22 protein-coding genes are annotated in these 24032 nt (G+C 42.3%); 14 read left to right on the forward strand and 8 right to left on the reverse strand.

Annotation, left to right across the window (positions count from 1 at the left end):
* The first annotated feature begins 8 nt into the window (after positions 1–8).
* The 14 genes from MWG72_RS09515 (at position 9) to MWG72_RS09580 (ending at position 15719) form a co-directional block, all read left to right on the forward strand.
* Positions 9–1022, forward strand: coding sequence for a glycosyltransferase (locus MWG72_RS09515; protein ID WP_247143905.1), 1014 nt, complete (start codon positions 9–11; stop codon positions 1020–1022).
* Between the two features lie 3 nt (positions 1023–1025).
* The gene (locus MWG72_RS09520; RefSeq protein ID WP_247143906.1) at positions 1026–2063 is read left to right on the forward strand and encodes a polysaccharide biosynthesis protein; all 1038 of its coding nucleotides are present in this window, start codon (positions 1026–1028) and stop codon (positions 2061–2063) included.
* 2 nt (positions 2064–2065) lie between these two features.
* Positions 2066–3178, forward strand: a complete 1113-nt coding sequence (gene wbjC / locus MWG72_RS09525) for a UDP-2-acetamido-2,6-beta-L-arabino-hexul-4-ose reductase (protein ID WP_247143907.1) — start codon at positions 2066–2068, stop codon at positions 3176–3178.
* A gap of 11 nt (positions 3179–3189) precedes the next feature.
* The gene (wecB, locus tag MWG72_RS09530) at positions 3190–4320 is read left to right on the forward strand and encodes a non-hydrolyzing UDP-N-acetylglucosamine 2-epimerase (protein WP_247143908.1); all 1131 of its coding nucleotides are present in this window, start codon (positions 3190–3192) and stop codon (positions 4318–4320) included.
* A 3-nt stretch (positions 4321–4323) separates the two neighbouring features.
* Positions 4324–5541 (forward strand): glycosyltransferase family 4 protein, encoded by a 1218-nt coding sequence (locus MWG72_RS09535; RefSeq protein ID WP_247143909.1) that lies wholly within the window; start codon positions 4324–4326, stop codon positions 5539–5541.
* The gene (locus MWG72_RS09540; RefSeq protein WP_247143910.1) at positions 5534–6145 is read left to right on the forward strand and encodes a sugar transferase; all 612 of its coding nucleotides are present in this window, start codon (positions 5534–5536) and stop codon (positions 6143–6145) included. The genes MWG72_RS09535 and MWG72_RS09540 overlap by 8 nt, the downstream gene beginning before the upstream one ends.
* Positions 6138–6794, forward strand: coding sequence for a NeuD/PglB/VioB family sugar acetyltransferase (locus MWG72_RS09545; RefSeq protein WP_247143911.1), 657 nt, complete (start codon positions 6138–6140; stop codon positions 6792–6794). Before MWG72_RS09540 ends, MWG72_RS09545 begins: the two co-directional genes overlap by 8 nt.
* A 31-nt stretch (positions 6795–6825) precedes the next feature.
* Positions 6826–7995: a DegT/DnrJ/EryC1/StrS family aminotransferase gene (locus tag MWG72_RS09550; protein WP_247143912.1), complete on the forward strand. Its 1170-nt coding sequence runs from the start codon at positions 6826–6828 to the stop codon at positions 7993–7995.
* Between the two features lie 130 nt (positions 7996–8125).
* On the forward strand, positions 8126–10000 hold the full coding sequence (locus tag MWG72_RS09555; RefSeq protein ID WP_247143913.1) for a polysaccharide biosynthesis protein: 1875 nt from the start codon (positions 8126–8128) through the stop codon (positions 9998–10000).
* 12 nt (positions 10001–10012) lie between these two features.
* Positions 10013–10888 (forward strand): UTP--glucose-1-phosphate uridylyltransferase GalU, encoded by an 876-nt coding sequence (gene galU / locus MWG72_RS09560; RefSeq protein ID WP_247143914.1) that lies wholly within the window; start codon positions 10013–10015, stop codon positions 10886–10888.
* Positions 10889–10911: 23 nt separating this feature from the next.
* On the forward strand, positions 10912–12168 hold the full coding sequence (locus MWG72_RS09565; RefSeq protein ID WP_247143915.1) for a nucleotide sugar dehydrogenase: 1257 nt from the start codon (positions 10912–10914) through the stop codon (positions 12166–12168).
* Positions 12168–13826, forward strand: a complete 1659-nt coding sequence (pgi, locus tag MWG72_RS09570; RefSeq protein WP_247143916.1) for a glucose-6-phosphate isomerase — start codon at positions 12168–12170, stop codon at positions 13824–13826. The genes MWG72_RS09565 and pgi overlap by 1 nt, the downstream gene beginning before the upstream one ends.
* 1 nt (position 13827) lies before the next feature.
* On the forward strand, positions 13828–14841 hold the full coding sequence (gene galE / locus MWG72_RS09575) for a UDP-glucose 4-epimerase GalE (protein WP_247143917.1): 1014 nt from the start codon (positions 13828–13830) through the stop codon (positions 14839–14841).
* Between the two features lie 8 nt (positions 14842–14849).
* Complete coding sequence (locus MWG72_RS09580) at positions 14850–15719, forward strand: beta-1,6-N-acetylglucosaminyltransferase (RefSeq protein ID WP_005245382.1); 870 nt, start codon at positions 14850–14852, stop codon at positions 15717–15719.
* A gap of 81 nt (positions 15720–15800) precedes the next feature.
* On the opposite strand, the gene MWG72_RS09585 is transcribed toward MWG72_RS09580, so the two are convergent.
* From MWG72_RS09585 to ribBA, 8 genes are read right to left on the reverse strand one after another with little or no spacing between them, the layout of a single operon-like run.
* The gene (locus tag MWG72_RS09585) at positions 15801–17177 is read right to left on the reverse strand and encodes a phosphohexomutase domain-containing protein (RefSeq protein WP_247143918.1); all 1377 of its coding nucleotides are present in this window, start codon (positions 17175–17177) and stop codon (positions 15801–15803) included.
* Between the two features lie 59 nt (positions 17178–17236).
* Positions 17237–19075: a glutamine--fructose-6-phosphate transaminase (isomerizing) gene (gene glmS / locus MWG72_RS09590; RefSeq protein ID WP_247143919.1), complete on the reverse strand. Its 1839-nt coding sequence runs from the start codon at positions 19073–19075 to the stop codon at positions 17237–17239.
* A gap of 11 nt (positions 19076–19086) precedes the next feature.
* Positions 19087–20451 carry a bifunctional UDP-N-acetylglucosamine diphosphorylase/glucosamine-1-phosphate N-acetyltransferase GlmU gene (gene glmU / locus MWG72_RS09595; RefSeq protein WP_247143920.1) on the reverse strand — a complete coding sequence of 455 codons (1365 nt, stop codon included), beginning with the start codon at positions 20449–20451 and terminating at the stop codon, positions 19087–19089.
* Positions 20452–20471: 20 nt separating this feature from the next.
* Positions 20472–20993, reverse strand: coding sequence for a phosphatidylglycerophosphatase A family protein (locus tag MWG72_RS09600; protein ID WP_247143921.1), 522 nt, complete (start codon positions 20991–20993; stop codon positions 20472–20474).
* A complete protein-coding gene (gene thiL, locus MWG72_RS09605; RefSeq protein ID WP_247143922.1) occupies positions 20971–21888 on the reverse strand; it encodes a thiamine-phosphate kinase in 918 nt (305 codons plus the stop codon). The genes MWG72_RS09600 and thiL overlap by 23 nt, the downstream gene beginning before the upstream one ends.
* Positions 21889–21905: 17 nt before the next feature.
* Positions 21906–22355: a transcription antitermination factor NusB gene (nusB, locus tag MWG72_RS09610; RefSeq protein WP_004280924.1), complete on the reverse strand. Its 450-nt coding sequence runs from the start codon at positions 22353–22355 to the stop codon at positions 21906–21908.
* A 4-nt stretch (positions 22356–22359) separates the two neighbouring features.
* Positions 22360–22830 (reverse strand): 6,7-dimethyl-8-ribityllumazine synthase, encoded by a 471-nt coding sequence (ribH, locus tag MWG72_RS09615; RefSeq protein WP_004280926.1) that lies wholly within the window; start codon positions 22828–22830, stop codon positions 22360–22362.
* Between the two features lie 18 nt (positions 22831–22848).
* A complete protein-coding gene (gene ribBA, locus MWG72_RS09620) occupies positions 22849–23964 on the reverse strand; it encodes a bifunctional 3,4-dihydroxy-2-butanone-4-phosphate synthase/GTP cyclohydrolase II (RefSeq protein WP_005105068.1) in 1116 nt (371 codons plus the stop codon).
* Between the last annotated feature and the right edge of the window lie 68 nt (positions 23965–24032).

The raw sequence follows: 24032 nt of genomic DNA on the forward strand, positions 1-24032 counted from the left end.
GGTTTTTTATGATTTTATTAGATGCTGTATATATAAATAATGGAGGTGGTTTGGTTCTCCTTAAATATCTAATTGATTTTTTTGAAAAAAAATCATTAGATGTTTTTTACTTACTTGATTTAAGGGTTGAAAATTGCTTTAGTGATATACCAGTTAATAGAAAAGAGTTTATATCTAACTCTATATTAGAGCGACATTTTTTTTATAATAAAAATAAAAATAAATTTAATAAAGTTTTCTGCTTTGGTAATTTACCACCTACTATTCGTTTAAGGTCTAAAGTTTTTGTTTATTTTCATCAACCATTATTTCTACATATTCCTAAAAACTTTTCCTTTAAAAATAAATTTACTTATATTGCTAAACAAATTTTTCTAAATTTTTTTAAAAAAAATGCAGATTATTGGCTGGTTCAAAGTAACTATATTGCGAATGGTTTTTCCTATAAATATTTATCAAAATCCAATAAAAAAATTATTATTGCTCCATTTTATCCTCCGCTTGATTTCTGTGAATTTACTCAGAAAAAAGTGCCAGAAAGTTTTCTTTATGTAAGCAATAGCTCTCCTCATAAAAATCACTATAAATTAATAGAGTCTTTTTGTTTGGCTTATGATGAAATAAAAAAAGGGAGCTTAACAATTACTGTACCAATTTCAGATATTAATCTATGTGGTCTTATTAAAGAAAAAATAAATTTAGGTTATCCTATTAGAAATGTTGGTTTTATTGAAAGAGAAAAGCTAGCTGAATTTTATTTAAGCCATGAATATTTAATATTTCCTTCATTAGCTGAGAGTTTTGGTTTGGGACTCGCAGAAGCTATTGATGGGGGATGTAAAATTATTGCAGCAGATTTGAATTATACCTATGAAGTGTGTGAACCTTCCTTAGTTTTTAATCCTTACAGTGTAGAATCTATGAAAAATGCAATAGTAACAGCTGTCCAGAATGAATTACCATATGCCCAAAAATTGATTGAAAACGATATTTCTAAGATTATGCAACTTTTAGCGGATTAAATAATGACTTTTGTAAACAAAACTTTACTTATTACAGGCGGTACAGGCTCATTTGGTAATGCTGTTCTAAACCGTTTTTTAGAAACGGATATTAAAGAAATTCGTATCTTTAGCCGCGATGAAAAAAAGCAAGATGACATGCGTAAAAAATACCATTCATCTAAACTGAAATTTTATATCGGCGATGTGCGTGATTATAACAGTGTTTTAAATGCCACGCGTGGAGTAGATTATATTTATCATGCTGCAGCATTAAAACAAGTTCCCTCTTGTGAATTTCATCCAATGGAAGCGGTTAAAACCAATGTTCTTGGCACTGAAAATGTTTTAGAAGCGGCTATTCAGAACCGTGTAAAACGTGTGGTATGTTTAAGTACAGATAAAGCTGTCTATCCTATCAATGCTATGGGTATTTCTAAAGCCATGATGGAAAAAGTCATGGTGGCGAAGTCACGTAACTTAGAAGAATTGGAAACGGTAATTTGTGGTACACGTTATGGCAATGTCATGGCTTCACGTGGTTCTGTGATTCCATTGTTTGTAGATCAGATGCGTCAAGGTAAACCGCTTACCATTACTGACCCAAATATGACCCGTTTCATGATGACATTAGAGGATGCAGTTGATCTGGTATTGTATGCTTTTGAACATGGCGAAAATGGCGATATCTTTGTTCAAAAAGCTCCAGCAGCTACGATTGAAGTACTAGCTCAAGCATTAAAAGAATTGCTCAATGTAGAAGATCATCCTGTTTCAATTATGGGCACGCGTCATGGTGAAAAAGCCTATGAGGCTTTACTTAGCCGTGAAGAAATGGTAGTGGCAATAGACCAAGGGTATTACTTCCGAGTACCGGCAGACCAACGCGACCTGAACTATGAAAAATATGTAGAAGATGGTGATTTAAAAATTACTCAATATGAAGATTATAATTCACATAATACTGAGCGCTTAGATGTCGAAAGTATGAAAAAGTTATTGTTAAAACTTGAATTTGTGCGTGCTTTAACTCAAGGCCAGTATGTAGACCCAGAGGCTTAAACATGAAAATTTTAGTCACAGGTTCCAACGGTTTTATTGCCAAAAACTTGATTCAATTTCTATCAGAAAAATCTGATGTTGAAGTATTAAAGTTTCATCGAGATTCTACTGAGTCAGAATTGGAACAATCTGTACTTGCTGCGGACTGGATTGTACATTTAGCAGGAATAAACCGCCCTTTAAATAAGCAAGAATTTATTGAGGGAAATATCACGCTGACACAAAAAATTGCAGATATTCTTAAACCATCAAAAAAGCAGACTCCAATTATCCTTTCTTCGTCTATTCAGGCGGAGCATGACAATGTTTATGGAAAGAGTAAATTGGGTGGTGAACAAGCCTTATTAGATTTGCATCAACAGCAAAGCAACCTTGTATATATTTGCCGCTTGGCCAATGTATTTGGTAAATGGTCACGTCCAAATTATAACTCGGCTGTTGCAACATTTTGCTATAACACTGCAAATGACTTACCGATTCAGATTCATGATGAAAATGCGCTTATTCGCCTAGTCTATGTGGATGATGTCGTAGAGTCATTCTGGAATGTTATTCAAGGTACACAAAAGGTAGAGCAAACTTTCGTTATAGAACCTGAATATCAAATCAGCGTAGGTGAGTTGGCTAAAACGCTGGCAGGTTTTAAACAGTCACGTGAAAGCTTGATTACAGATCGAGTGGGTACTGGTTTAACCCGTGCATTGTATTCAACCTATTTAAGTTTTTTAAAGCCTGAACAGTTTGACTATAGCGTACCTAAATATGGCGACCAGCGTGGAGTATTTGTTGAAATGCTGAAAACACCGGATGCAGGGCAGTTCTCCTACTTTACTGCACATCCGGGAATTACGCGTGGTGGACATTATCATCACAGCAAAACAGAAAAATTTTTGGTGATTAAAGGTAAGGCATTATTTAAGTTTAAGCATGTGGTTACAGGTGAGTTCTATGAGCTTGAAACTTGTGGTGATGAACCACGAATTGTAGAAACTGTGCCAGGCTGGACCCATGATATTACCAATATTGGTGAAGATGAAATGCTAGTGATGCTTTGGGCAAATGAAATATTTGACCGTGAGAAACCAGATACTTATGCCATGCCACTAACACATTAAGAGTTAAGATTGTGAAGAAATTAAAATTAATGACCGTTGTTGGAACGCGTCCTGAAATTATTCGTTTATCACGTGTCATGTCTACGTGTGATCAGTACTTCGATCATGTATTGGTACATACCGGTCAAAACTATGACTATGAACTCAATGAAATTTTCTTTACCGATTTGGGTATTCGTAAGCCAGATCATTTTTTAAATGCTGCAGGTGTGACGGGTGCTGAAACGATTGGTAATGTGATTATTGCTGTAGATAAAGTATTAGAAGAAGTGCAACCAGAAGCCTTACTGGTATTAGGTGATACCAATAGCTGTATGGCGGTCATTCCTGCTAAGCGTCGTAAGATTCCAACTTTCCATATGGAAGCTGGGAACCGTTGTTTTGATATGCGAGTGCCAGAAGAAATTAATCGTCGTATTGTCGATCATACGGCTGATATTAACTTGACCTATAGTACGATTGCACGAGATTACTTATTAGCAGAAGGCCTACCTGCAGATCAGGTGATTAAAACAGGTAGCCCCATGTTTGAAGTGTTAAATCACTATAAGGCTAAAATTGAAGCTTCAGATGTGTTAGATCGTTTAGGTTTAAAAGAGCATCAATATTTTATTGTCAGTGCACACCGTGAAGAAAATATTAATTCGGATCAAAACTTTTTAGATATGGTTAAGATGCTGAATGCAGTGGCTGAAAAATATCAATATCCTGTGATTGTTTCAACGCACCCTCGTACCCGTAAGCGTATTGAAGAGCTAAATATTGAATTTCATCCACTTATTCAGTTATTAAAGCCACTTGGATTCAGTGATTACAATAAGTTGCAACTTTCTGCAAAAGCAACCTTGTCGGATAGCGGCACCATTAATGAAGAATCTTCTATTCTGAATTTTCCTGCTTTGAACTTGCGTCAGGCACATGAACGTCCTGAAGGTATGGAAGAAGCTGCGGTGATGATGGTGGGTTTAACTGCAGAGCGGATTTTACAAGGTTTAGAGATTTTGGATCATCAACCACGTGGCGAAGAACGATTATTGCGCTTAGTGGCTGACTACAGTATGCCAAACGTGAGTGAAAAGGTGGCGCGTATAATTTTAAGCTATACCGACTATGTGAATCGTGTAGTGTGGAAGAAGTACTAAAATATGAAAATTCTTCTTTTAACGCAGTGGTTTGATCCTGAACCTACTTTTAAAGGACTGGCTTTTGCCAAAGAGTTAAAACGACAAGGTCATGATGTTCAGGTACTCACGGGGTTCCCAAATTATCCAGGTGGGAAAATTTATGATGGATATAAATTAAAACTTTATCAACGTGAAGAAGTAGATGGAATATCCATTTTACGTGTTGCTTTATATCCTAATCATGATAGCTCTGCGTTAAAAAGAATTTTTAATTATATTAGCTTTGCATTTATGGCAATACTTTTTGGCATTTTTGCAACCAAAAAAGCTGATGTCATTTATGCTTATCATCCCCCGTTAACTGTGGGGATCACTGCTATTTTTATGAAACTTTTTCGACGTACACCGATTGTCTATGACATTCAGGATATGTGGCCTGATACCCTAAAAGCAACAGGCATGCTGAATAACAATAAAATTTTAAATCTTATTGATTCAGTCTGTAAGCTGGTTTATAGGTTTGCTGATCATATTGTCGTTTTATGTCCAGGCTTTAAAAAGCTGCTGACAGAACGTGGTGTACCAGAAGAAAAAATTAGCATTATTTATAATTGGTGTGATGAGCAGAGTTTAACGCAGGCTCAGTCTGCAAAGGTTGAATATCAACAACTCATGCAGAATAAATTTAATATTGTTTTTGCAGGAAATATGGGAAAAGCTCAGGCTTTGGATACTATTTTAGAGGTTGCTAAAAAAGTCCAACATATTAAGGATATTCAATTTGTCTTTGTTGGCGGAGGAACAGAAACTGAACGTTTAAAACAACGTTTAATTGTTGAAAATATATCTAACGCGATTTTTATCCCTCGTATGCCTATGGCTGAAGTTGGCGGTGTATTAGAGCTGTCTAATTTATTACTGGTACACTTAAAAAAAGATCCTTTATTTGAAATCACAGTACCTTCTAAAACTCAGGCTTATATGGCGATGGGTAAACCCGTGTTAATGGCTGTAGAGGGTAATGCTGCTGATCTTGTAAAAGCTGCTGAGTGCGGTTGTGTAGCAATATCTGAAAATGTAGAAAGTATTCAGCAAGCTATTTTAAAAATTTATCACTTACCTGCTAGTGAGCAACTACAAATGGGCTTGAATGCGCGTAATTATTATTTACAGGAATTATCTTTAGAAAGTGGCGTTAAACAGTTCATTGAAGTTTTTGAAAAGGTACAACATGATTAAGCGCCTTCTCGATATTATCATCGCCTCCATAGCTCTGATCCTGCTTTCACCCCTTTATGCCTTTGTTGCTTACAAAGTAAAAAAGAACTTAGGTTCGCCTGTGCTATTTCGTCAGGTACGTCCCGGTTTACATGGCAAGCCCTTTGAAATGATCAAGTTCCGGACCATGAAAGATGCTGTGGACGAGCAGGGTAAGCCATTGCCGGACAATGAGCGTTTAACACCTTTTGGCCAAATGCTGCGTTCTACCAGTCTGGATGAAATGCCAGAACTCTGGAACGTGATCAAAGGCGATATGAGTATTGTCGGTCCACGCCCCCTGCTGATGGAATACCTGCCACTTTACAGTCCCGAACAGGCCAAACGCCATAATGTCCGTCCGGGCATGACCGGTCACGCGCAGGTCAATGGCCGCAATGCCATTGGCTGGGAAGAAAAATTTAAGCTGGATACCTGGTATGTGGAAAATCAGTCGATATGGCTCGATTTTAAAATTATGTTTAAAACGATACATAAAGTTTTAGCAAAAGATGATATCAGTGCTGAGGGTGAAGCGACCATGACCAAATTTACCGGCACAAAAACGGACAAGATTCATGACTGAAATCTATGCCGTGTATGGCGTTTCAGGTTGTGGCCGAAGCTTGATGCCTGTCGCCCGTCAGCAATTACAGCGTCAGTATATAAAAACCGAAATCTATTTTATTGATGACAGTTTGATCGAAGAAATGTCGGTTAATGGGCATAGAGCGTTAAATTATGCAGCATTTAAAAATCTAAAGGCTGATAGAAAGTCAGTTCTCATTGCGATTGCCAATAGTCAGGTTCGTGAAAAAATTGCGATAAAACTTGAACAAGATGCAATTGAGCTGTGGGCAGTTCAGGCAGATAATGTCGTATGTATGGATGATATAGAGATTGCCCCAGGTGCTGCTTTAAGTCCCTTTGTAACCCTCACCTCTAATATTAAAATTGGCAAATGTTTTCATGCCAACCTATACAGTTATGTTGAGCATGACTGTGTCATTGGTGATTATGTCACCTTTGCTCCCGGGGTGAAATGCAATGGCAATATCCATATCGAAGACCATGCCTATATTGGAACAGGTGCCGTGATCAAACAGGGCACACCGGACAAGCCTTTGGTGATTGGCAAAGGCGCCGTGGTCGGTATGGGGGCAGTCGTGACCAAAAGTGTACCACCGGGTGTAACAGTAATCGGCAATCCGGCACGGATTCTAGAGAAAAAATAAGTTTTTAAATTTTAAAAATTCAGGACACATCATGTTAAACACTGCATTTGAACCATGGCCAAGTTTTACTCAGGAAGAAGCGGATGCGGTTTCTCAGGTATTATTGTCGAATAAAGTCAACTACTGGACTGGACAGGAATGCCGAGAGTTTGAAAAAGAATTTGCCCGGTTTGCAGAAACCAAATATGCCGTGGCGCTGGCTAATGGCACTGTAGCTTTGGATGTAGCGTTAAAAGCCTTAGGCATTGGCGCAGGGGATGACGTGATTGTCACTTCTCGTACTTTTTTAGCTTCTGCCAGTTCTATTGTCACGGCTGGGGCAAATCCGATCTTCGCTGATGTTGAACTGGACTCCCAAAATATTTCTGCACGAACAATTGAAGCAGTTTTAACCCCAAATACCAAAGCGATTATCTGTGTACATCTGGCGGGCTGGATGTGCGACATGGATCCGATCATGCAGCTGGCTGCCGATAAAGGCCTGTATGTAATTGAAGACTGTGCACAGGCGCATGGGGCAAAATACAAAGGCAAATCTGCGGGTTCAATCGGTCATGTCGCGGCCTGGTCCTTCTGTCAGGACAAGATTATGACGACAGGCGGTGAAGGCGGTATGGTGACCACCAATGACGAAACCCTGTGGAAAAAAATGTGGTCTTATAAAGATCACGGTAAGAACTTTGACAGCATCTATAACAAGCAGCATCCACCGGGGTTCCGCTGGTTACATGACTCTTTTGGTACTAACTGGCGTATGATGGAAATGCAGGCAGTGATTGGGCGTATTCAGCTCAAAATGATGCCGGAATGGACGGAAAAACGTACTAAAAATGCTGAAAGAATTTTGAGTTGTTTTGAGAATAGTCCATATTTTACTGTACATCGCCCATCCGATGATTATGTACATGCTGCTTATAAATGTTATGTGCAGGTCAATATCGATGCTTTGCCTGAAGGATGGTCACGTGACCGAATTATGGCAGAGATTAATGCTTTGGGCGTGCCTTGTTTCAGCGGATCTTGCTCAGAGGTCTATTTGGAGCATGCGTTTGATCATACAAAATGGCGTCCAGTAGAACGTTTGAAAAATGCGCAGCAATTGGGTGAAACTAGTTTAATGTTTTTGGTGCATCCGACATTAACAGAAAATAATATTCAAACAACCGAATATGGCATTCAACAAGTGATTGCTCGTATATAATCTATCAATGATTCAGTCACGTAGAATGTACCGATGGGTGCATTTGATAAATTTATCCAGGTTTCAATTTAGTCATTCTAATATTTAAATTGAGTTGAAACTTATAAGTCATATTGAGAAGACACATCACGTGAAATCTATCATCTTGCCATTAGTTGAATCTCCACGATCAGCAAAATTAGTATTTTTGGTCGTCTTGGACTTCTTTATTTTCCCGGTTCTGATCTGGCTTTGTTATGTCATTCGACAGTTTGATCTCGGTGCAGAAGTTGTACCCAATATTCCCTTTGGGTCAGTTTGGGTCAGTGCTATTACAGTCTTTGCGCTGTTTATTTGTGGTGTATACCGTTTTATTGTTCGTACCTTTAATGAATTTTTTATTGCCAAATTAGGTCTGGCAACCATATTAAGCGTGATTGGTTTGTACTTGTTGGCTTATAGTACACATGCCTTTATTCCGACATCAATCCCTTTAATGTTTGGTTTTATGATGTTCGCTTGGGTTTGGTTTAGCCGGGGTATTATTCGTTTTGTCGTTCAATCTTATTTGAAGTCAGGTGTACCGAAAAAACGTATCGCGATTTATGGAGCAGGTCATGCTGGTCAGCAAGTAGCAGCTACTTTAAACCGTTCTAATGAACATCTACCGATTATATTTATTGATGATGATCCTTCTTTAAGTGGCCAAAATATTGGTGGTATCCAAGTTTTTTTACCACATATTGCTTTGAAATGTTTTACAAAATTCAAAATTGATGAAATTTTAATTGCACTGCCGTCAGTAGGGCGAATACGTAAAAGTGAAATTATCAAGTTTTTAGAGCCGGCTCATTTAAAAATTACCGAGATTCCGGGGCTGACTAAACTGGTCAATGGTGAAATTCGAATTTCTGATATTCAGGAAGTGGATATTATTGATTTACTGGGGCGTGATCCTGTACCACCAGTTCCAGCGCTTTTGGCTAAAAATATTAAAAATAAAGTAGTCATGGTGACAGGCGCGGGTGGCTCGATTGGTTCAGAACTATGTCGCCAAATTATTAGAAATCAGCCTGTCAAAATTATTATTTATGAGCTAACAGAATTTGCTTTATATCGTATCGATAAAGAATTACGTCTTACGGCAAGCTGTGAAATTATTCCAATTTTAGGTTCAGTTCTCGACGAACGTAAGTTAGAACGAGTGATTGAACAATATGGCATACAAACCGTTTATCATGCTGCTGCTTATAAGCATGTGCCGCTGGTGGAGTGTAATCCGCTGGCAGGTTTGAAAAACAATGCTGTTGGAACCGCCTTTAGTGTGAATGCGGCGGTAAAAAAAGGTGTAGAAACCTTTGTGTTGATTTCAACTGATAAAGCGGTACGTCCAACCAATGTGATGGGGGCGACCAAACGTATGGCAGAGCTGTACTGTCAGGCTATGGCAGAGGCTCAGGATCAGACCCAGATCAGTATTGTGCGCTTTGGTAATGTCCTCGGTTCTTCAGGCTCGGTCGTGCCGCTGTTTAAACAGCAAATTGCTAAAGGTGGTCCAATTACCGTGACCGATCCAGAAGTTACCCGTTTCTTTATGACCATTCCGGAAGCCTCGCAACTGGTGATTCAGGCCGGTGCTTTGGGTACAGGAGGCGACGTGTTCCTGCTGGATATGGGCGAGCCAGTACGGATTCAGGATCTGGCTCGTCAAATGATTGCCCTTAGCGGACTCAAAGTCAGAGATAATAAAGACCCGAATGGTGATATTGAAATTCAATATACTGGGCTACGTCCAGGCGAAAAACTTTATGAAGAACTGCTGATTGACGAAGAAAATACAGAAATTACCGCGCATACGCGTATTCTACGATCTGTCGAGAAACATTATCCATTGGCAGAAATTCTGGCAGTATTTAACCGTATGCATGAACTTAGCGCGACTCAGTCCGATATTGAATGGGCACTGGCACAATTAGAACATTATGTGGATGGTTATGTACGCGGTAACGAAATTAAAGTGAACTAGGTTTTTATAGATATGATCAAAAAAGCAATTCTCCCTGTGGCGGGTCTAGGTACACGTTTTTTACCTGCCAGTAAATCCATTCCTAAAGAAATGGTGACAGTCGTGGATCGCCCTGCGATTGAATATGTGGTACGTGAAGCGGTTGCTGCCGGAATTGAGCAGATTATTCTGGTGACCCATTCTTCTAAAGCATCGATTGAAAATTATTTTGATCGTAACTTTGAACTTGAAACCACCCTTGCGCAAAAAAACAAAACGGACTTACTCAAAGAGATTACTGAAATTTTGCCTGCAGGTGTGAGTGTGATTAGTGTACGTCAGCCTCAGCCTTTAGGCCTGGGGCATGCCGTACTGTGTGCCAAAGCTGTGATTGGCGATGAAGATTTTGCGGTGTTATTGCCAGATGTGCTAGTGAAAGATCAGGATCCGGAAAATGACCTGTCACGCATGATTCAGCGCTATGTACAATCTCAAGCTTCACAAATCATGGTTGAAGCAGTGCCTGAACATCTAGTGGACCAATATGGCATTGTTGATGTTGCAGCAGTGCCTGCGGAAGGGAACAGTATTGTCATGCAAGGCATTGTCGAGAAACCGGCAGTGGGTACAGCACCTTCAAACCTGTCTGTGGTCGGGCGTTATATTCTACCCGCCAAGATCATGCAGCTTTTAGAGCAGACACCACGCGGGGCAGGCAATGAAATCCAGCTGACCGATGCAATTGCCATGCTGCAGCAGACAGAAGCTGTAGAAGCCTACCGCATGAAAGGCCAGACCTTTGACTGTGGCAGTAAGTTAGGTTATCTAAAAGCTGTTTTACATTATGGCGTTGATCATCCTAAACTCGGTACTGAGTTTAAAGCATTAATTCAGGAACTGGCTTTGTAATAAAAATAATAGAAAGGAATAATATGAAAGTCGCAGTATTGGGAAAAACCCTATTTTCCGGGGTCATGTCGGCCCTTTTATCTGAATGTGGTCATCAGGTGGTCTGGTGTAATAGCTTCGGTGCAGCTGAATCAGCTCGGCCCTATTTCCAGGATGAATCCCTCCAGCTATTACTGCAAAAACAGGAAAAGTCTGGCTTTTTAAACTGTTGCGATTTTCAGTATCTGGATTTTAATCAGGATGTTTTTTTCTTTAGTTTTAATGCGACTGAAGAACAACAGGCGTTTCAGATGGTAGATACCATCCGGCATGCCTGTTTTGCCCATCCCAAACTAATGATTAATGCCTCGACCTTTGGCTTGCATGGCACGCAACGTTTTCAGCAGTTGCTGCCGAATGATGACTGGATTTATCTGCCAGATATTATCCAGGAAGGGAATGCATTGCGTAGCTTTACTCAGGCCACCCAGCTGATTGTGGGCTGTGATCATGCAGATATACAGCCTAAAATCAAAGAATTATTACGTCCCCTATTTCCACGCGCGCAGCAGTATCTATTTATGCCGGTTCTGGATGCCGAATTTACCAAGCTGAGTATTTCCGGCATGCTGGCCACCCGGATCAGTTATATGAATGATCTGGCCAGTGTGGCAGAAAAGCTTGGCATTGATATTGAACAGGTACGGCAAGGCATGGCTGCGGATAACCGGATTGGTTCTGCCTATCTGTTCCCCGGCGTTGGTTTTGGTGGAGAGAATTTCTCCCATGATATCCGGACGCTTACTCACGCCGTGGCAGATTCAGGGGTAAAAAACCAGTTGCTGGAACAGGTCTGGGACATTAACGAACAGCAAAAAGAATTACTGTTTCGTAAACTCTGGAACTATTTCCGTGGAGACTTAAAGGGTAAAGTCATTGCGATTTGGGGTGCAGCCTTTAAGGAAAATACACCGAGTATCCAACAGTCTCCGGTACATGCCATGCTGACCGCTTTGTGGGCGCAAGGCGTGACGGTCAAGTTACATGACCCTCAGGCAATCGCAAATATTGAAAAGGTCTATGGGCCACGGGAAGATCTGATCCTGTGTAAAGACCAGTATCAGGCCGTGGAAGGGGCGCATGCCTTGTGTCTGATTACGGCATGGAAACAGTATGGCAGTCCGGATTATCCATATTTGATCAAGCTGATGCAGCATCCCCTGATTCTGGATGGGCGTAACCTGTATGATCCGACGTATATCAAGACACGTGGTTTTAATTATATTGGGGTAGGACGTTAATGTTGAGCCATTTTAATCCAAATCTCGACACTGAAACTGTGTGTCAGAAACTCGCCTCGAATAAAGAACAGCTTCAGTCTGAGCATTTGCGGGAGCTGTTTGCAGCTGACCCAGAGCGCTTTAATCGATATTCTATCCAGTTTGAACAACTGCTATTTGACTATAGTAAACACAGAATCAATAAAAATGTGCTGCAGGGCCTGATCGAATGGGCCGATGCACAGAACCTCAGATCCTGGATTGGCTCCCTATTTTCTAATCAGGAAATCAACTATACCGAGCAGCGTGCTGCCATGCACTGGGCACTACGCCTGCCTAAACAGGACCAACAGCATGCTGATCTGGCAGCAGACGTACATGCCCAGCTGGAGCGGATGTATGCCCTAGTGGAACAGATTCATGCTGGACAGCGTCGCGGTGCTACCGGGGAAGTGATTCAGGATGTGGTCAATATTGGTGTTGGTGGATCAGATCTGGGTCCTTTGATGGTCACGCACGCTTTATCTGATTTTAAATACCAGTCTGCCCAGCCACTCAACGTACATTTTGTTTCGACCATGGATGGTAGTCAGCTGTCCGAGCTGTTGCATCAGCTGCGTCCGGAAACGACACTGTTTATTATTTCCTCCAAATCCTTTGGCACCATTGATACTCTGACTAATGCACAAACAGTCCGTTTATGGCTGGAAAAGGCTTTAGGTCAGCATCCTTATATTCTTAAGCATCATTTTATTGGAGTATCAACCAAGCCGGAAAAAATGACCGCGTGGGGTATCGCACCGGAAAACCAGTTATTGCTTTGGGACTGGGTTGGCGGGCGTTATTCACTTTGGTCCTGTATCGGACTGCCAATTGCCTTGAGTATCGGGATTGAAGGCTTTAAGCAGCTGCTCGCTGGCGCCTATGCAGTGGATCAGCATTTTCAGTACCAGCCTTTTGAACGCAATATTCCGGTATTGATGGGATTGTTGGGAGCCTGGAATACCAATTTTCTGGATATTCAGACCCATGCGATTCTGCCTTATGACGGACGGCTGAAATATTTTGCATCTTACTTGCAACAGCTGGAAATGGAATCAAATGGTAAGTCAATCCAGCGTAATGGAGAGAAAGTCCAGTTTGATACCTGTCCGATCATCTGGGGTGAAGTGGGGCCGAATGCCCAGCATGCCTTCTATCAATTATTGCATCAGGGCACTCAGTCAGTTAGCTGTGATTTTATTGCGCCGGTAGAGCGTTATAACAGCCAGCAATATACCTATGCAGACAGTGCCGAAGCATTGGTAGAACAACATCATCTGGCCTTATCTAACTGTCTGGCGCAGTCGCGTTTACTGGCTTTTGGCAATGAAGCGCTGGATCAGGCCGAATTGGCAAGCTTGCCGGCCTATAAGCAGTATGAAGGTAATCAGCCGAGTAGTACCTTGTTGCTGCAAGAGTTGAATCCATACAGTTTGGGCATGCTAATTGCACTCTATGAACATAAGGTATTTGTTCAGTCTGTGCTGTGGAATATCAATCCGTTTGACCAGTGGGGCGTAGAAAAGGGCAAGGAAATTGCCAACCAGCTATTGCCAATACTGAATGGCGAACAAACCGATCTGAATGGTTTGGACGGTTCTACCCAAGGCTTAATTAAAATTTTGTTAGGAAAGTAATATGGCTAAAATTTTGGTAACGGGTGGAGCAGGCTATATTGGTTCACATACCTGTGTGGAATTGCTGAATGCTGGACATGAAGTGATCGTGCTGGATAATCTGTGCAATAGCTCAGCTGAGTCTTTAAATCGTGTCCAGCAGTTAAGTCACAAAAGCCTGACCTTTGTTGAAGGAGATATCCGGGATAGCCAGTTACTCGATCAGGTCTTTCAGCAAAATTCGATTGATGCGGTGATTCATTTTGCCGGATTGAAAGCGGTGGGGGAAAGCCAGCAGATTCCTTTGGCCTATTTTGACAACAATATTGCCGGTTCAATCAGTCTGGTTCAGGCTATGCAGCGCGCACAGGTGTTTAAACTGGTATTTAGCTCGTCGGCTACGGTCTATGGGGAAAACAATCCTTCACCCTTAAATGAAGAGATGCCTACTGGCATACCAACGAATAACTATGGTTATACCAAACTAATAGTTGAGCAGCTACTAGAAAAATTGGCTGTGGCGGATGAACGCTGGTCGATTGCCTTATTGCGTTATTTTAATCCAGTCGGTGCACATAAAAGTGGTCAGATTGGGGAAGATCCACAAGGTATCCCAAATAATTTAATGCCTTATGTAACTCAGGTGGCTGTAGGTCGTCGTGAAAAGCTGTCTATTTTTGGTCATGATTATGACACGGTCGATGGTACCGGCGTGCGGGACTATATTCATGTAGTGGATCTGGCCAATGCACATCTGTGTGCCCTGAAGAACCGTCTAGTTTCTCAAGGTTGCCGAGCTTGGAATATTGGTACTGGCAATGGAATTTCAGTCCTGCAAGTCAAGAATACCTTTGAGCAGGTGAATGAGGTTGATGTTCCATTTGAATTTGTACCACGTCGTGAAGGGGATGTGGCAACCTGTTTTGCAGACAATACACGCGCTGTACAGGAACTTGGCTGGGTAGCTAAATATGGCTTGGAGGATATGCTCGCCGACAGCTGGAACTGGCAGAAACAGAATCCCAAAGGATATTGATAATAAATATGAATTTTATTTATGGGATTGTTTGTCATCGTTTAACCAATCCCTTAATTTATTTGGTGGAGAAGCTAATTACTAGCAGCAATAGTATTATTCTTATTCATGTTGATAAGAAATCGGATATTGCTCATATAAGAAAATTTTTACCAAATAGTCCACAAATACATTTTTTAACAGATAGAACTGATGTGGAGTGGGGTGGTTATACTCAAATTGAAACCACCCTAAAACTCTTAAATTATGCAAGTCAATTTGATTATCAGTATTTTTCTCTTTTATCCGGTGATGATATTCCATTGATGAAGGTAGAGCATATAGAAAAATATCTTTTAACCAATGATCGGGAATATATAGGTTATGAGTATCTTGCAGATCCTGCGATTCAGGTTAAATATTTATATCCAAAATTTTTTCTGAATAAGAAAAAATCAATATGGATAAAAATTAAATGTAAAATTTTAACTTTTCTGCATAAAATTGGTTTATTTAATCAGGATATTGATAAATTACCAAAACTTTATAAAGGCTCACAATGGTTTACCCTAAGTAATCAAGCTGTTAGTTATATTTTAGCTTTTATAGAAAATAATAAAAATTATGATTTAGCATTTAAGAATTCAATTTGTGCAGATGAAGTTTATTTTCATACTATTATTTATAATTCGTATTTAAAAGAAAAAATATACTGCCCCGAAGATGAGCAAAACGTTTGTGAAGGTGGACTAAGATATATTGATTGGGATTCAGGACCGGATTATCCAAGGACTTTAGATGAATCGGATTTTGATAAAATGAGGCAATCAGGCATGCTGTTTGCGCGGAAAATGAATCCAAATATCACAGTGGATATACTCGAAAAACATTTTCCATAAAAGCTTCAAGTCGGAAAAGTACCCTAAAAACTGGAATCTTTTCTCTGGTTTAAAGGGCACTGTTTTCAGGCTTTTGAGGAATTAAGATTCGCCCTGGATCAGCTGGGTCAGCTCATCAACATACTCCTGCATTGGGCGTGGATGATGATCACGGCGGCTTTCAATATTCAAACGCAATAATGGTTCAGTATTGGATGCACGCACATTAAAACGCCAGCTACCAAAATTCAGGCTCACGCCGTCGGTCTGGTCAATTTCAGGTTTCTGCTCGGCATAATGATCGAAAAGTTTCTGGATGGTTGCTTGGGTATCTGCAACTTTGAAATTAATTTCACCTGAACATGGGAACTTGGCGATCATTTCTTCCACGAGAGAAGATAAGGATTTTCCTGTTTCAGATAGTACAGCCATAGCCAATAACCATGGAATCATGCCGCTGTCACAGTAAGCAAAATCACGGAAATAATGATGGGCACTCATTTCCCCGCCATAGGCTGCATTATGTTCACGCATGACATCTTTAATGAAGGCATGACCTGATTTTGATTGGACGGTAATCCCCTGATACTGCTCCACGACATCGAGCGTATTCCAGACCAGACGCGGGTCATGCACAATTTTTTCACCGGACTGCTTCAGCAAGAATGCCTGAGCCAGAAGGCCAACAATATAATAACCTTCAATGAACTGACCTTTTTCATCGAACAGGAAGCAGCGGTCAAAGTCGCCATCCCAGGCAATGCCCATATCCGCACCATGCTGAATGACCGCATTACAGGTGCTATCACGGTTTTCAACCAGAATTGGATTGGGGATACCATTCGGGAAGTTACCATCGGCCTCATTGTGAATTTTGACAAATTTAACCGGGATCTGTAGCTGTTGAAACTTCTGTTCAAGCGCATCCACCACATGACCTGCGGCACCATTACCGGCATTCATCACCAGTTTCATCGGGCGGATTTTTGCCGGATCGATATAGGTCATCAGGTGATCGATAAACTCTGGCAGGATATTATATTTTTCAGTATGACCTTTTTGGCTAACTTCAATGAATTGTCCCGATTCTGCCAAGGCCTGAATTTCTTTTAAGCCTGTATCTGCACTAATCGGACGGGCATTTTCACGCACCAGTTTCATGCCGTTATAGTCCATCGGATTATGGCTGGCAGTGACTTCAATTCCACCTTGTACATCGAGGTGGAAGGCCGCGAAATAAACTTCTTCAGTCCCGGTCATGCCGAGATCCAGCACATTAACCCCGGCATCATTTAAACCGCGAATGGTCGCCTGTTTTAAACCTTCACTGCTGAGTCGAATATCACAGCCAATGACAACTGTTTTAAGCTGATAGATCTGTCCATAAGCACGGCCAATTTTATAGGCAATCTCTTCATTGAGTTCGCTACCCAGTTTGCCGCGAATATCATAGGCTTTGAAGCAAGTCAGTTTTGTCATTTAGAGGCTCTCCATTTAGAAGAAAAAAGGCCGGTTTCTCAGCCTCGATTCAATTTTAATTATTCTACAGTAACCGATTTTGCCAGGTTGCGTGGCTGATCCACATCCGTACCACGTAGCACTGCCACATGATAAGAGAGTAACTGCACCGGGATGCTATACACAATCGGTGCCAGTACTGCATTTACTGATGGAATATGTACCACGTGCTTGCGCTCTTTGGCTTTAATGCCACTGTGTTCATCAGCAAAAACAAACAGTTCACCACCACGTGCCTGAACTTCTTCCATATTGGATTTCAGTTTGTCCAGCATGTCATCTTGTGGCGCCAGAATCACCACCGGCATGTCATTGTCGACCAGTGCCAATGGCCCATGTTTCAGCTCACCTGCAGCATAACCTTCAGCGTGAATATAGGAAATTTCTTTCAGCTTGAGTGCACCTTCCAGAGCGATCGGGAAATGCGTACCACGGCCCAAAAACAGGCAATGCTGCTTCTCAACAAACAATTCAGAGAGACGTAAAATTTCATCGTCATGACGCAAGGTATCCAGAATCACTTTAGGCGTATGCCAAAGTTCTGTGGTGATCTCCGTCATTTGTTCTGTAGAAATAGTATTTTTCACAGAACCGATTTTGAGTACCAACAGCATCAATGCAGCAAGCTGGGTGGTAAAGGCTTTGGTTGAAGCCACACCAATTTCAGGGCCTGCCAGTGTCAATAGACTATGCTGAGTTTCACGCACCATCGAAGAGGTTGCTACGTTACAGATGGTCATCGTAGTGATGTCCAGGCCTTTAGCTGCCGCACGTTTTTGTGTATCACGTAATGCAGCTAAAGTATCAGCAGTTTCACCAGATTGGGAAATACACACATATAGCGTGTGATTCACAATCACCGGCGTGCGATAACGGAATTCGCTGGCAATCTCGACTTGGCAAGGCAGATCAATCAGCTGTTCAAACCAGTATTTGGCAATCATGCCGGCATGATAGCTGGTACCACAGGCAATAATCTGGATTTGCTGGATTTTTGAAAAGTCTTGTTCCGCACTGGCAAGGAAGTCTTCGCGCAGGTCATTGCCATTTAAGGCTTGGGAAATGGTCTGTTTAATCGCTTCAGGCTGCTCATAAATTTCTTTGAGCATATAGTGCTTGTATTCACCTTTAGACGCATTGCTGACCGCAGCATCCAGTTCCTTGACCGGACGATCCATCAGCTGACCATCGACAAAGACTTCAATGGTGGTGCGGGTCAAACGGGCAATATCACCTTCTTCCAGGTAGATAAAACGGTTAGTAATTGGAAGTAAGGCTAATTGATCTGAACTAATGAAGTTTTCACCAATCCCGACACCAATCACCAGTGGAGAACCTTCACGCACGGTAATCAGTTCATCCGGGTGGTCAGTATGTACGATGCCCAGTGCATAGGCACCTTTCAATTGCGGAACCACTTGGCGTACAGCTTCTAACAGGCTCGGGGTAGATTTCAGTGCATCATTGATCAGATGGGCAACCACTTCAGTATCAGTCTGTGAGGTAAACACATAGCCCAAAGCTTCAAGATCATCTTTGAGTTCCTGATAGTTTTCGATAATTCCGTTATGCACCACTGCCACATTTTCAGAAATATGCGGATGGGCATTTTCTTCAGTCGGTTTGCCATGGGTCGCCCAGCGTGTATGCGCAATGCCGAGTGAACCGCTAATCTGGGATTCATTCACCGCCTGTTCAAGGTTTGCGACCTTACCGACACGGCGTTCACGCAGGACCTGGCTATTATTAATCAGTGCCAAACCTGCTGAATCATAACCCCGGTATTCCAGGCGTTTTAAGCCTTCGATCAAAATATTGGTAATGCTACGTTCTGCAATGCCACCAACGATACCACACATATTTATTTCCCTTATTTCTTGATTTTTTGCGGACGTGGATAGTTTTCTTTGGCAAATTGCTTAGAGCGCTCTACTGCCAAACAGTTGTCTTCCACATTACGGGTAATCGTTGAGCCTGCACCTACAGTGGCGCCATTGCCAATTTTCACAGGTGCCACTAATGAACTGTTCGAGCCAATAAAGGCCTGATCACCAATAATCGTTTTAAATTTATTTGCACCATCATAATTACAGGTAATGGTTCCTGCACCGATGTTTGCACCACTGCCAACTTCTGCATCACCCAGGTAGGTAAAGTGGTTGGCTTTAGAGCCTAAACCAATCGTGGTATTTTTGACTTCAACGAAGTTACCAATATGTACTTCATTGGCCAGTTGTGCACCCGGACGTAGTCGTGCAAAAGGTCCAATTTGGGTATCTTCACCCACGATGGCGCTATCGAAAATGCTATATGGCTGAACCTTGGTGCCAGCTGCAATCTTGGTATTCTTGATAATACAGCCAGCGCCAATTTCAACGTTGTCGCCCAGCTCGCAATCACCTTCGATAATCACGTTGATATCAATGCGGACATCCTGACCGACAGTCAAATTGCCACGCAAGTCAAAGCGGCTTGGATCAATCAGATGTACGCCTTGCTGCATCAGCTGTTTTGCTTGATAAGCCTGGAACTGACGCTCTAAAGCAGCCAACTGCACCCGGTCATTTACCCCTTCAACTTCAAAAGCCTGCTCAGGTTCTACAGATGCAACTTGCATACCATCTGCCAAAGCCATCGCGACGATATCCGTCAGGTAATATTCACCTTGAGCATTGTCATTACTTAAACTTGGCAGCCATTGATGCAGTTTGGCATTGCTGACCGCATAAATACCGGTATTGATTTCTTTAATCTGACGTTGCTCTTCGGAAGCATCTTTGTGCTCAACAATAGCCTGGATTTCACCATTTTCACGGACAATACGACCATAACCATTCGCATCCGGCAGGGTAAGCGTCACCAGACCAATACCGATTTCTGCGGTGGCATCGAGTAATTTTTGCAAGGTCACAGGATTAATGCACGGTACATCGCCGGAAAGAATCAGCGATACGCCGTCGTGAGGCAGTACAGGCAAGGTCATCTGCACCGCATGTCCGGTACCCAGCTGTTCAGCCTGTTCTACCCATTTAATATCCTGTTGTGCAAATGCTGTTTGAACAAGGTCACCACCATGACCATAAATGGTAATAATATTATCTGCGTTTAATTTTTTTGCCGTTTCAATGACATGACCCAGTAAAGGACGTCCTGCAAGAGGTTGTAATACTTTCGGTAAGCTTGAACGCATGCGCGTGCCTTTACCTGCAGCAAGAATAATAACAGTCGTTGACATGTTCTAATCCTAAATATGGCTTATGCCACGGTGAAGTAAAAATAAAGCAAAATACAAATAGCTGCCCAAAGGCCGGCAATAATGTCATCCAGCATGATGCCGAAGCCACCGTCCACTTGACGGTCAACCACCCGGATCGGCCAAGGTTTCCAGATATCAAATAATCTGAATAGCGCAAAACCGATGAATAACCATAACCAGTTCATCTGGCCTAAGTAGATCAGGGGCAAAAATGTGATGGATTGTCCTGCAAATTCATCCCAGACGATGCGGCCATCATCATGAACACCCATGACCTTGGCAGTATGTCCGCAGATATATATGCCAATCAGGGACATGATAGCAATGGCAAAAACACTGTTTAGAAAACCAAGATGCAGCCAAATAGGAATAAATAAAAGTGCAAAGGCCGACCCAAATGTACCGGGTGCTTTAGGTGCCAGACCGGAACCAAAACCAACCCCACTAAAGACAATCAGTCGGTCGATCCATGACATGGCTTTAAAATTAATCACAGGTTTATGCAAAATGTTGATACCCATTAAATTGAAGTGAATGATCTACGCCATCTTTTTCAAAAGTTAAGCCGTGTTGCTGCTGAATTGTGCCGATTATACTAATCGAAACATCAAGTTGTTTTTGCAATAATTTTTCGTAATTTTGCGGGCTTATTGTAAAGCATAATTCGTAATCGTCGCCACCAGCGAGGGCATATTGCCATTTTTGCTCATTGTTTAAGGCATGCAGGGTAGGACTGATCGGTAAGTTTTCGAGTTGCAGCTTTGCACCGACTTGAGAAGCTTTGAGAATATGTCCAAGATCTTGTGCCAAACCATCCGAGATATCAATCATGCTATGCGCCAGACCTTTTAGGGCGGCACCGAGCTGACAACGTGGCGTTGGATAGTCCAGACGTTTTTGTAGTGGATGACCAAGATGCTGTAGTGCAAAAGCTGCATCACCGACAGTTCCACTGACACAGATCAAATCACCCGGTTTTGCACCTGAGCGTGTAATGGCTTGACCAATGTCCACCCAGCCTAATGCAGTAACAGACAGGGTTAAATGAGGACTTTGAGTGGTATCACCACCGATTAAGTTCACGCCAAATTGATCACAGCAATCGTACAAACCCTGACTAAAAGCTTTTAGCCAGTCATGATCAATTTGGGGTAGGCTCAATGCGAGTAAAATACTGTGCGGGGTTGCGCCCATCGCGGCAATATCAGATAAATTGACAGCCACAGATTTCCAGCCAATCGCATGCGGATCGGTGTCTATTGGAAAATGGCGTCCAGCAACCAGGGTGTCGGCACAGATGACCAGTTGTTGCTGAGGAGGGGGGGTGAGCAAGGCTGAATCGTCACCGACGCCCAGATCGACAGAATTGGCATTCTTGCGATTGAAATAGGTGTCGATAATCGAAAATTCAGCCATACAACAAATCTACGCTATTAGTTAGATTGCTGTTTTTCTGCTGCACGCAAAGTTGTCGCTAAACGATCCAATACACCATTGATGTATTTATGGCTATCGGCACCGCCAAAATGTTTAGCCAACTCGATCGCTTCATCTAGAACGACGCGATATGGAATCTCAAGATGTTCTTTGAGTTCATATGCACCAAGGCGAAGGGTCGCAAGTTCAACACCGTCAAGTGCTGAAAGTTCGCGATCGAGTACCGGGATTAAGAGCGCATCCAATGCTTCATGATTGGCAACCACTTGAGTCAACAATTCATGATAATAGCTCAGATCCACTTTGTGCATGGCATTTTCCACACGCGTACGTGCTTCAATCTCATGCACCGGATTGTGGCTCATTTGCCATTCATAAATTCCTTGTACAGCAAAGCGACGTGCTTTACGTTTTGCTGCATAAGTTGCTTGAAGTGTTTGCGACATAGCGTTAAATAGCCTTTAACAAGTTAACCATTTCAATCGCAGTCAGGGCAGCTTCGCTACCTTTATTGCCTGCTTTTGTTCCAGAGCGTTCAATCGCTTGTTCAATACTGTCCGTAGTGAGTACACCGTTAATGACAGGTAAGCCAGTGTCCAGGCCAACCACGCCCAAACCTTTGGCACATTCGCCTGCAACGAAATCGAAGTGAGGCGTGCTACCACGAATCACGGCGCCAAGCGCGATGATGGCATCGAAACGATCTGAAGCTGCCAGTTTTTTCGCAACTACAGGAAGTTCCCAGGCACCAGGTGCATGAACAACAGTGATATTATCCTCTGATACACCATGACGTTTCAATGTATCAATGGCACCTTCTAACAGATGTTCAACCACAAAGCTGTTAAAACGACCAACTAAAATCGCATAACGGTCTTCGTTCGCGAGATGTAACATACCTTCAATACGGCGAACTGCCATAACAACCTCGATAATTTCTTAAGATGTTTGTTGTGCGGTGATGTATTCCACCACTTCTAAGTTAAAGCCTGACAGGGCATTGAAACGCAATGGAGAGCTGAGCAGCTTCATTTTTTCAACGCCTAGATCACGCAAAATTTGTGCACCCACACCAATGGTCTGATACTGCTGAGACAGTGCAGAATTTGATTTTACATTTTTTGGTGCTTTAAGGGTATCTAATGCTGGACCCAAATCCTGTAAATGGCGTTGACCAATCCAGACCAGTACACCACGATCACTGTTGGAAATTTCTTTCAGGGCGCGATCCAGGTTCCAGGCCGGCTCGCCATCCTGTTTTTTCAGTTTGAGCAAGTCACGGGTCGGGTTAAAACCATGTACACGCACCGTGGTCACGCCCTCTTTAGGCTCACCTTTGACCAGGGCCAAATGAATATCCGGGTTGCCCAGTTCACGATAGCGATACAGGTCAAAGCTACCGTATTCAGTATCAATACTTTGCTGATCGATACGCTCAACCGTCTGTTCATTGGTCATGCGGTAATGAATCAGATCGGCAATCGTTCCGATTTTCAGGCCATGCTTTTCAGCAAACACTTCAAGATCCGGACGGCGCGCCATGGTGCCATCTTCATTGATGATTTCACAAATCACAGAAGCCGGTTCCAGTCCTGCTAAACGGGAAAGGTCACAACCTGCCTCAGTATGTCCGGCACGGTGCAAGACACCGCCTGGCTGCGCCATCAGCGGGAAGATATGTCCTGGCTGTACAATATCTGCCGGTTTGGCATGAGCAGCCACAGCAGTTTGAATCGTGTGCGCACGTTCAGCCGGAGAAATACCGGTAGAAATACCTTCAGCCGCTTCAATCGACAGGGTGAAATTGGTCCCATGCTGGGCGCCGTTGGCATCTACCATTAACGGCAGATTCAACTGCTGGCAACGCTCTTTACTCAAAGTCAGGCAGACCAGACCACGTGCATGGGTGATCATGAAGTTGATGTCTTCAGGACGTACGTGTGTGGCAGCAATCACTAAATCGCCTTCATTTTCACGGTCTTCATCATCCATCAGGATGACCATTTTTCCTGCACGGATATCTGCTACAAGCTCTTCAACAGTATTGAGCGGCATCAACCTTCACCTTCTTTTTTGATCTTGATCAGACCGAATCATGACATTATTGGGTACATAGTCTAACG

The sequence above is a fragment of the Acinetobacter lwoffii genome (assembly GCF_022967985.1).
Taxonomy (GTDB): Bacteria; Pseudomonadota; Gammaproteobacteria; order Pseudomonadales; family Moraxellaceae; genus Acinetobacter.